Below are 10,531 nucleotides of genomic sequence, written 5' to 3'. Positions count from 1 at the left end.
AATAAATTCACTATCGGCTACCGTACCAAAGTCTGATGCTGGGTAGGCGTTTAGCCCTCCCCATTCTTGGAATACATCGTCCCCGTCAATAGCGGATATTTGTACGGCTCCGTTGCTTGAGCAATAATCACGCCCATCATTTCCATTCATTTTCAGATTCCCTGGTGTGGTAAACCAGTGATTGACCGTGAAGGTATACACCTGCGGTGTACCTCCGTAACTTGAGTTTCCTGTCAGGGTTACGGTTTTACTCCCCCCCGAAGGTGTTCCGGCAAGAGTAACCTTACCATTATTGCTCACCTGTACCCATGGACGGTTTGAAGACCAGGTATAATTTGCCGGTACGCTTCCGTTCAGCAGTATCTGGAAATCGGCATTCCGGAACCCTGTCCCCGGGAAACCTGATGTCGAGCTATAGTTTTTACCATTTGTACTCAGGGTGAGTATTGCAATCAACTCCACTGAAACAGCTGGCACACTAAACGCGCTACCATTTACCAGCGCAGTTATACTGGTGATTCCTTCGCTGGTTCCTGTTAGATCTGCGGTATAAGTCCCATCATCATTGTCGGTCACGTTACCAACAGTTGTCCCCTGTAAACTACTGATAAAATTCACTGTCTGTCCGGTTACGACATTATCATAAATATCTTTCAGCGTTATTGTCAGGCGTGCGGAAGCGTTGCCATCTGCCAGGATGCTGCCTGACCCCGAAACCAGCGAGGAGTGTGCCGCATCAGGATTTCCCGCCACCAGGGTGACAACGGCAGGAGTAACACTAAATGCACTTCCATTGACTTGTGCGGTGATATTTGTCTGACCGATTTTTCTCCCCGTCAATGCAGCTGTGTAGGTCCCGTCGTCGTGATCCGTGACATTTCCCACAAAAGACCCCGCCAGACTGCTACTAAAGGCAACTGACTGACCCACCACTGCATTACCATTGATATCTTTCAACGTCAGAATAATGACCGACTCACTGGTCCCATCGGCGACAACAGACACTGGAGTCGCCGATATCGTTGAGGTTGCGGTATCTGCATCTCCAGCGACAAAATTAACGATGACTTCCTGAGAACTGCCATTGAAAGAGGCGGTGACTTTACTCTGACCGCTGGTAACACTTTTCAGGGGCATCGTAGTTTCACCATTTACATCGGTGGTAGATGAAGCGCCGATCACCGCACCGTTATCTGCGCTGAAGCTCACCGTCTGACCGGCCAGCGGGTTGCCGTTGGCGTCGGTCACTGTGGCGCGCACGCGGTTATGCGCCGTGCCGTCGGCCTTCGCGCCGTCGACCAGCACGCTCAGGGCACCGGGGGCGATGCCCGCAGTGGCATCGTCCGCGACGAAGTTCACCGTCACGGTCTGGCCGCTGCCGTTCACCGAGGCGGTGACCGTGCTGGCTCCCGCCACGGTGCTGCTGAGGGAGACCGTGACGCCGCCGTCGGCGCCGGTGATCCCGGAGACGGCGATGCTCGCGCCGTTGTCGGCGCTGAAGCTCACGGTCTGGCCGGCCAGCGGGTTGCCGTTGGCGTCGGCCACCGTGGCGCGCACGCGGTTCTGCGCCGCACCGTCGGCCTTCGCGCCGTCGTTCAGCACGCTCAGGGCGCCGGGGGCGATGCCCGCGGTGGCATCATTGCCAGTCAGCGTGACTGTCCTGGTAAGTTCAGTAAAGGTTATACCCGTGGTCGCAGGGGTCACCTGCACCTGCCCGGCTTGCGTTCCGGACAATCTGGCAACATACACTCCAGGAGAGATCTCTTCAGTGCGTGTTACTGAAGCTCCATCCACGCCTGTAACACGGAAAATGACATCATTCAGCCCACTCTGTGGCTGTCCGCTCTGATTATTTGCCGCCAGTGACAGGGTACTGAAGGACACTCCATCAGCCACAATCGTGTCTGGACTGACGGTCAGTGAAGAACGCTCCGCCGAGATAGCGATATCCGTGAAAGTGATGATGCTTTGCTGGCTGATATTACCTGCCGTGGCGGTCACTGTGGCTTTTCCTGATACTGTCGAAGTAATCGCATTCTGTGTCTGCCCCTTCGCATCTGTTACAGTATCTCGTACATGTTCACTTCCATCCGCATACACGACTTTCATATTTACCGTCTGGTCGGCAAACGGCGCTCCGTTGCTGTCCAGTACTGTCGCGATAACGGTCACTGGTGTTTTGCCGTCAGCAGGAGCATTGTCTCCAGTCACCATCATCTCACCGCTGAAGCTTAATTGTGGTGGTAGCACTTCGACTGTCAGTTCCTGCGGTGTACCTCGGTTGCCGTTGTTATCCACCGCTGTGGCAGTCAGAACATAGAAGTTGGTGACGGGAACCATGGTCTGTTTCATGACACCAACACTGGTCTGTGAAGCCCGGTGTGCGGGCAGTGTCAGTCTCGCCTGGGTTATATCCGTCTGCGTGAAGGTGCCTCCGGCTGCGAGAAACGCGGCATTGTCCCAGCTCACCTGTTGGAGCGGATATTTACTGTTAACCTGTACAGTCACGCTGTGCGCACTGCCTGGTACATCCTTAATCGCTGACGGTCCTACGCTGGATTTAATCAGCATCTGCTTACGATAATCCAGAATAATATTGTTATTACGGTCTATCAGGTTATGACGGCTCCCGCTCAGGCGACGCATGCCGTCTACTTCGGACGATGATATCTGAGAACCCCAGGATTCATCAGGCTTCCAGGTCAGCTGTAAGTTAATACTGGCTTCTTTCTGGTCATCTTCTCCGGCGCGGTGGTCAAGCCCAACGGTCAGCAGAGGGAACGGTGTCCAGTGAATTCCCGTCGTTATGGCATAGGGGTTTTTCTGTCGTTGGCTGTCGTCGCTACCGAACAGGGCCACACTCTCACCGTAATACTTCTCATAAACCAGCTTGCCGCCGATCTGCGGATATGCTGGCAGCCAGCCATTCAGTCGGATATCCCAGCCGTTAGCTGGCCGCTCGTCATAATCTGCAAAATCTATGGACTGGTGCCAGTCTGTCAGGCGGAAGTAGCCATTGGCAGATGCAGTGATATAGTCACGCCAGTACTCCAGACCAAGACCCAGACGACGGTTATCGCCGGTGATATCGGCGTCATAGAAGCTGTTGAAGCCAACCATACTGTCAGTCGTAAACAGGCGCATGCCGAGACCCAGGTTCACCGTGTTACGGTCGTCCTTGTTCCGCCAGCCCAACTGGGTGAAAAGGAGATTACCCGGGGTCTCATACAGGGGAACCAGCCAGTCAATGCTACTATCTTCCAGGCGCCAGTCGTCGTTCATACTTAGCTGTGCCTGAACCGTACCAAACTGACCCAACCACTGCTCAATCGTCTGACTGGCAGTTCCGGTTATAGCCGAGCGTGCTGCCTCTGTAGCGGCGTTCGATATGTCACCGCTGGCGGCTATTCCTGCGAGACCGTTCAACTGGCCAGCCAGGCGGGCCGTAGAGTCATCGCCCGTGAGGTCAGCGGTTTTTTCTGCGGAAGGGGGAGCGGAAGGCGTCAGCGCTGAAGACGGTGTTATTTTCATCCCGGAAGCGGGAATATCCAGTTCATCACCAGCGGATAAGTGGGCGAAGGGTTTGCTGAAGCTACGGAACTGGTTGTAAGTCTGCAGCTGTGGAAGCGTCAAGCCAAGGCGCTCCGCAATCATTTCGCTGGTTTCTCCGGGGGCCAGCTGATACACCTGTGCCGGGCGGTTCAGCAGGTCGCTCGCCCAGGCGGACGGTTGCGGAGTGGTTACCGCAGCGACGACGGGTGAAGTGATGGAAAAAAGCTGCAGCAAAAGACACACCCATGCCCTGCGCCACTGTCTGCGTTCGGCTGGAGCGGGTACCTCACCGGAGGCCCTTCTGTGCCTCCAGGATAGAATATAGCTCAGGTATTTTATCAGGTTATCCATATTAATATTTTTTTCATGCAACTGATTGTTATATAAATCGATAATGAAGATTACGTTCCTTACAGAGGCATCACCTTTTTTGGGATATTTTTCATTATTTTTATTTATTAAGGGTGGTGGTGTTTCTGGGGGTTGAAACCTTTTCTTGGGGAAAAAGAAATGAAATGGATGTAACAGGGTGTTAATAATGTCTCCAATAATTTTAATTGCCCTTGAAATGATAAACAAAAATATCTCAATGAAATTGTTCATGGTGATTTACTTTTCATCTGTTCAACATGATGATGTTATTATTGCGTTTTTAATGTATTTCAACCCTGTAAATACATGTATGGTTTTACACAAATAAATAATACCTGTCGAATTAAGGTAAATCAGTTTCCCTCTCAGGACACGAACTTCGACGCAGCCAAGCAGTAACAGTCTGTCATCTGCCAACACCTTGCCAGGCCCACGGTTAAGCTATTAAAGAGGTTAATTAAAGGAAGATCCTGATGAAAATATGATGAAAATATAACGAAGGGCGACATATTTAAATTTAAACAACATTCATGGTCAGGATATTTTTAAAGCACTTTTCCAGATTCCTAACCAGAACGGTAGCGCCCTTTCAGGGCGAGCGTCACGGCTTCGCCGTTCCGATGGCGTTCATGACCGGCACACGGACTTATACTCTGCGATATGTTAATTTTTGCAGGAACTCATTGATATGGCTAGCAGCAAAGCCCCCAGAAAGCGTAAACCGCCCCCTTCATCCCGACGCACACGCCCTGAATGGGTGCTACTGTTCAGACAATAAATCTTGATAATAAATCGGTCATTGTTATCGATATTCGGGCTGCAAGACGGGAGCACAAGCCGATCTATCTCAGCAACCAACCGATGACGGAGACATACATCCGGCGCCATGAGGGGGATTGCCATTGTTCTGAAGAACAAATCAAAAGAATGATGGCTGAGCAGGTCGAGGACAGTCGCGACGACAGAATTCTTGCTGGATTTGATTTCAGTGATATCGATCAGGACAGTTTGCGTGCATACCGTAATCTCTTTGCTGTCGCTAAGCCCCAACATCCCTGGCTGGAACTGGATCTCATCGATTTATTCAGGAATGTCGGTATCGAAAACTCATTACCGATCTTAAAGTGACTTTTGAATTGAGGTGAAGATTATAACGTTAACCGTACAGAGTTTTCATTGCTCCATTTTTTTGTTATGGGATGTTAATACGCACATTAATCCCTCTTTTACATCACCAGTTCCTATATTCTCGCCCCTTCTTGTCACACTTTTAGCTTGCTAATATATTTACATGGATAATATTAAAACAGACATCCGTTCAGTGCTGGCGCTGATGGTCTTTATGTCTTTTCAGGCCTTATCCGCATCCGATAATACAGAAGCTCTGACGCCGCTTTATAGCTATCATGATGATAATCAGCAGGTTGGAGTTGGTGCCCAACAACCTGAAAAGCCGCCGGTTAACCATTCTTTATTGCCATTTTTAGGCGACGACGCACGCGCCAGAGGCTATGACTTGCCGGAGCCTTTCGGTGTAAATATAAATTACATGAATATTAGACAGAATATTGATGTGGACAGCATCAATTTTAACGGTCTGTCATTAGATGGCGGTAATATTCAATGTAAAACCCGTACCTGTCAGCGCGCTTTTAATAAAATCTTCGGCAATGGTCCTGTTCCGCTGGGTAACGCTTTTAAAATTGATGTCGGAAAAACGCGCGAGAACAGTAAAACGGAAACGCTTAAGCTGGATGCGTGGCTGCTGCCTTTTATGAACGTCTATGGCCTGGTCGGCCATACTGAAGGACACTCGATATCGCAGATAGGCGTTGGCGTCGATTTGCCGAAAGCGGGCACTGTCCACCCGAAAAATTTGCAAAATCTGGACTTCAGGCTCGATTTTAAAGGCACCACCTACGGGGTGGGAATGACGCTTGTCGGCGGCATCGGCAACGGGTTCGCTTTGATGGACGGTAACTATACCCAGACGCGCTTTGACATCCTCGACGGCAGCATTAACGCCTTTACCTTTTCGCCGCGTGTGGGTTATCGCTTCACCACGCCCGCAGTGGATACTATCCACCTGCCCTCCGGCAAGCTGAACGTATGGGTCGGGAGCATGTATCAGGACGTACAGCAGGAGTTTAAAGGGAGCCTGAGCGATCTCACCATGCCGTCACAGGCGCTGCAAAGCATGGTCAACCTGGCAAACCAGCACGACAACGGGCGCTTTGACGTCAAGCAGCACCTGCAGTCGCCATGGAACGTCTTGCTGGGAGCCCAGTATGAAATTACCCGCTATTTTAACGTCACTACGGAAATCGGTTTTGCCGAGCGCAACAGCTTCTTTGTGGCCGGTGAATACCGCTTCTGATGCGCAGGATAACTGTTGTTCTGACGTGTGCGTCCTGTGTGCTGACAGGCCCGGCGCAGGCCACGCTGCCGAGCCGCGAACAGGTGGACGGCTGGCTCAATAGCCTCGGCGCGGGGGACCATTTTGATGCCGCGAAGGGGATTGACTGGGGCGTTATGCCCGGCCCGTTTTATACGCCGGAGCTGGGGCCTGGAATCGGTGCTGCGGTGGTCGGGATGTACCGCCCGGACTCCAGCGACCGCGTCAGTCAGAACTCAACGCTGTCGCTCAGTGGCTATTTCAGCGCCACCGGCGCGTTTGGCATAAATATGGCGAATTATGCTTTTTTCGCCGACGATCGCTGGCGTTTATTTCTGGAAGGCGCGCTGAGCGATACACCGACGTACTACTGGGGGCAGGGGTTCGCGGCGGGCGATAAAGACAGCGCAAAGCAAAAATATACCTCGCAGGTGTTGAACCTGCGCCCGACGATTTACCGCCGCCTGGCGCCGCACGTGTATCTGGGCGTGGGCTGGTCGTTGGCGACGCAGCACGCTGCGCAGATAGACAGCAATGACCCGGCGAAGATAGAGCAGACCGCGCAGGGGGAGTCCGTTTTCAACTCCGGTAGCAGCATCGCGCTGAGCTGGGACGATCGCGATTTTGTCGCCAACCCGCGCAAAGGCCAGTATGCCGATGCGCGCTATACCCGCTACACGCCCGATGTCGGCAGTGACACGCGCTTTGATGAATACCAGCTGCACTACAGCCGCTACGACGCATTGAATGAGAAAAGCGTGCTGGCCTGGGAGATTGATGGCGCTTTTACCCAGGGAGAGGTGCCATGGACGATGCTGCCGCTGCTGGGCAGTAACCAGCGGATGCGCGGTTATTACGAGGGGCGCTATCGCGATAAAAACACGCTCAGCGGCCAGCTGGAGTATCGCCGCAAGCTGGACTGGCGCCACGGCGTTGTCGGCTGGGTTGGGGCCGGGACGATGGGGTCTTCGTTTCATGCGCTGGATGACGGACGCTGGCTGCCCTCCGCCGGGGTAGGCTATCGCTTTGAATTTAAACCACGGGTGAACGTCCGTCTTGATTACGGCATCGGTAAGGGCAGCAGCGGGTTTTACTTTCAGGTCGGCGAGGCCTTTTGAGTTTGTTACATCGGCGATCCAGTGGCCAGCTGTTTACCCTTGAGACGGTATTGAATGTTGACGAGTGTTCACTGTATTCCTCATCGTGGAGTCATTAAAACGGGTGGGCGAAATGCGCGCCGTGCGATACCCTGATGCGATAACTGCGCATCAGGGTCTCCCCATGAAACAAATCACCTTCGCTTCCCGCAACCATCAGCTCACCAATACCAGTACCTGGACACCAGACAGCAACTGGCTTGCCTATGACGTGCGCCCCTCCGGCGCATCGTTTACCGGTGAAACCATCGAGCGGGTGAACGTCAACACGGGTGAGGTTGACGTCATTTATCGCGCCGCCAACGGGGCGCATGTTGGCGTGGTGACGGTTCATCCAACGGACGAGCAATACGTTTTTATCCACGGACCGGAAAACCCTGATGCAGACTGGCAGTACGATTTTCACCATCGGCAGGGCGTCATTGTGCAGCAGGGGCTGGCCAGCAATCTGGACGCGATGGATATCACCGCGCCTTACACACCGGGCGCCCTGCGTGGCGGCAGCCACGTTCACGTCTTTAGCCCGAACGGACAGTTCGTCAGCTTTACCTATAACGATCACGTGCTGCACGAGTACTCCCCGACGCTGGATTTACGCAATGTCGGCGTCGCGGCGCCGTTTGGTCCGGTCTCTCCGGCAGGGGCTCATCCGCGAAACTACGGCGGCAGCCGCTGGTGCGTGTTGGTCAGCCGCACGACGCCAACGCCTGCGCCGGGCAGCGATGACATCAACCGCGCCTATGAAGAAGGGTGGGTGGGCAATGACCGGCTGGCGTTTATCGGCGATACGCTGTCCGCGCGCGGCGAAAAGGTGCCAGAGCTGTTTATTGTCGATTTGCCGAAAGATGAGCTGAGCTGGAAACGTGCAGGCGAGGCGCCGTTGCAGGGAACGACAAATACGATGCCCGCGCCGCCTGCAGGCGTGATACAACGGCGTTTAACCTTTACCCATCAGAATCGATATCCGGGACTGGCGAGCCAGCCCCGGCACTGGGTGCGGAGCAACCCGCAGGGCGATACGCTGGCCTTTTTAATGCGGGACGATACCGGCTTAGTGCAGCTGTGGTGCATTTCACCGCAGGGCGGAAATCTTCGTCAGGTGACGAACACAAGCGGCATTCAGTCTGCGTTTAACTGGCACCCGTCAGGGAAATGGCTGGGGTTTGTGCTGGAGAACCGCATCGCGCTGTGTGAGGCGCAAACGGGAGAGATAACCTTTTTGACGGCCGATCACGGAAATCCGCCTTCAGCGGATGCAGTAGTCTTTTCGCCGGATGGGGCGCTTATCGCGTGGATGGCGGACGTCGACGGCTATCGTCAGCTGTGGGTCACGCAGACCCAACGTTAGCTTATTGCGCTGGCCCTGAGGCTGGCGGAACCACCGCATTTGTCGCCATCGTATCGCGCTCGCTTTTTTCCACGCGCGATTTTACCGAGGTATCGGTACGGAACATGTCCCAGGGCAGCAGCAGCGTATCCAGCATCGCCGTAAGCGGCATATCCAGCGCCACCAGCGATTTGGTGCCCCAGTTGGTGTCGTCATCGCCCAGCATTGTCGCGCTGGCGCGCGTGCCCGGGTACGTCCCTTCTTTTCCGCCAGTATGTGACATCACGCTTGAACATCCTCCCAGCATCACCATGCCGGAGAAGACCGTCAGCTTTAACAGATCGTTTTTCATCGCGTTGTTATCATTGTTGCTGTCTGTCCATCCATTGGGTAAATAGCGGCCCGCTACAAAAATAAATAGCCCCGAATCGCTGCACTGTGGCGACGCTCGCAATTTGGCTTTTCATGCTGCATATCAGTCTAAGCGTTACGCTGGAAAGTGCAAAAAAAGTAAGACAGATTCCCTTGAAAAACGTTCCGGTAAACCCATTTTATGAGTGTGACCCACCAGAGGAACTCGCCAGATGGGTGTTCCGGGCACTTTCGACCTGTCCATTGTGGAAGGTCAGTGAATTCTCGCTGATTTCAGGAGCTTTTTATTATGCGTAACTTCGATCTTTCTCCGCTGTACCGTTCTGCAATTGGTTTTGACCGCCTGTTTAACCTGCTGGAAAGCAACCAGAGCCAGAGTAATGGCGGCTACCCTCCGTATAACGTCGAGCTGGTGGACGAAAACCACTACCGCATCGCGATTGCGGTGGCCGGCTTCGCTGAAAACGAACTGGATATTACCGCGCAGGACAACCTGTTACTTGTAAAAGGCGCTCATGCCGCCGAGCAAAAAGAGCGTACCTATCTCTATCAGGGTATCGCCGAGCGCAACTTTGAGCGCAAATTCCAGTTAGCGGAAAATATCCACGTGAAGGGCGCTAACCTGGTCAACGGCCTGCTGTATATCGATTTGCAGCGCGTCATTCCGGAAGCGAACAAACCGCGCCGTATCGAAATTAACTAACGGATCCCCGTTGGGTGGCGATGCCGCTGCCCTTATACCTCATGCTTGCCGTAAGGGAGCATATGCGAGCCGCGAGGCTTGCAGGACACTACTCGCTTCTCAGAAGGAGAAACATCATGCGTAACTACGACTTATCCCCCATGCTGCGTCAGTGGATTGGCTTCGACAAACTGGCGAACGCCATGTTGAATACTGGTGAAACCCAAGGTTTCCCGCCGTACAACATCGAAAAAAGCGACGATAACCACTATCGCATCACGCTGGCGCTGGCCGGGTTCCGTCAGGAAGATTTAGACGTCCAGCTGGAAGGTACTCGTCTGACGATTAAAGGTTCGCCGGTAAAACCGGAGTCAGAGCCAAAATGGCTGCACCAGGGGTTGGTCACCCAGCCGTTCAGCCTGAGTTTTACACTGGCTGAACATATGGAAGTCGCGGGCGCGACCTTTACTAACGGTCTGCTGCATATCGACTTGACCCGCAATGAGCCGGAAGCGATAGCCCCACAGCGTATCGCCATCAGCGAGCGCCCAGCGCTGAACAGCTGATTTATTAGATTTTCCTTATAAGGCCCCGATTTCCGGGGCTTTTTTGTGCGTCTTCGCTCAATAAATCACCTTGCTGCAAACGTGTTTTCATTTTAAAAACAGAGTGTT

General features: G+C 53.4%; 8 protein-coding genes and 1 other annotated feature. Of the genes, 6 read left to right on the top strand and 2 right to left on the bottom strand.

The window, feature by feature from the left end:
- A partial coding sequence (locus tag JO226_RS22515; RefSeq protein ID WP_296407665.1) for an inverse autotransporter beta domain-containing protein occupies positions 1-4,155 on the bottom strand: 4,155 nt, incomplete at its 3' end.
- Positions 4,156-4,677: 522 nt separating this feature from the next.
- Between JO226_RS22515 and JO226_RS22510 the strand changes: the two genes are divergently transcribed.
- The 4 genes from JO226_RS22510 to JO226_RS22495 all read left to right on the top strand — a co-directional run bounded on the left by JO226_RS22510 (position 4,678) and on the right by JO226_RS22495 (position 8,824).
- Positions 4,678-5,052, top strand: a complete 375-nt coding sequence (locus JO226_RS22510) for a hypothetical protein (RefSeq protein WP_296407662.1) — start codon at positions 4,678-4,680, stop codon at positions 5,050-5,052.
- Between the two features lie 205 nt (positions 5,053-5,257).
- The gene (locus JO226_RS22505; protein WP_296407673.1) at positions 5,258-6,301 is read left to right on the top strand and encodes a hypothetical protein; all 1,044 of its coding nucleotides are present in this window, start codon (positions 5,258-5,260) and stop codon (positions 6,299-6,301) included.
- On the top strand, positions 6,301-7,437 hold the full coding sequence (locus JO226_RS22500) for a BamA/TamA family outer membrane protein (protein WP_296407660.1): 1,137 nt from the start codon (positions 6,301-6,303) through the stop codon (positions 7,435-7,437). Before JO226_RS22505 ends, JO226_RS22500 begins: the two co-directional genes overlap by 1 nt.
- Positions 7,438-7,600: 163 nt before the next feature.
- Complete coding sequence (locus JO226_RS22495) at positions 7,601-8,824, top strand: DUF3748 domain-containing protein (RefSeq protein WP_296407657.1); 1,224 nt, start codon at positions 7,601-7,603, stop codon at positions 8,822-8,824.
- Between the two features lies 1 nt (position 8,825).
- Here JO226_RS22495 and JO226_RS22490 read toward each other — a convergent pair whose 3' ends face one another.
- Positions 8,826-9,155 (bottom strand): YceK/YidQ family lipoprotein, encoded by a 330-nt coding sequence (locus JO226_RS22490; protein ID WP_296407655.1) that lies wholly within the window; start codon positions 9,153-9,155, stop codon positions 8,826-8,828.
- Positions 9,156-9,396: 241 nt separating this feature from the next.
- Positions 9,397-9,471: a sequence feature (ROSE (Repression Of Heat Shock gene Expression) occurs in the 5'-region of heat shock genes and acts as an RNA thermometer to modulate expression.), on the top strand.
- Here JO226_RS22490 and ibpA point away from each other — a divergent pair.
- Positions 9,465-9,878 carry a small heat shock chaperone IbpA gene (gene ibpA / locus JO226_RS22485; protein WP_296407652.1) on the top strand — a complete coding sequence of 138 codons (414 nt, stop codon included), beginning with the start codon at positions 9,465-9,467 and terminating at the stop codon, positions 9,876-9,878. It overlaps the preceding feature by 7 nt.
- Positions 9,879-9,994: 116 nt before the next feature.
- The gene (gene ibpB, locus JO226_RS22480) at positions 9,995-10,423 is read left to right on the top strand and encodes a small heat shock chaperone IbpB (protein ID WP_296407650.1); all 429 of its coding nucleotides are present in this window, start codon (positions 9,995-9,997) and stop codon (positions 10,421-10,423) included.
- The last annotated feature ends 108 nt before the right edge of the window (positions 10,424-10,531 follow it).

The sequence above is a fragment of the Pluralibacter sp. genome (genome assembly GCF_019237635.1).
GTDB lineage: Bacteria > Pseudomonadota > Gammaproteobacteria > Enterobacterales > Enterobacteriaceae > Enterobacter_B.
This window is presented reverse-complemented; position numbering and strand designations above follow the sequence as displayed.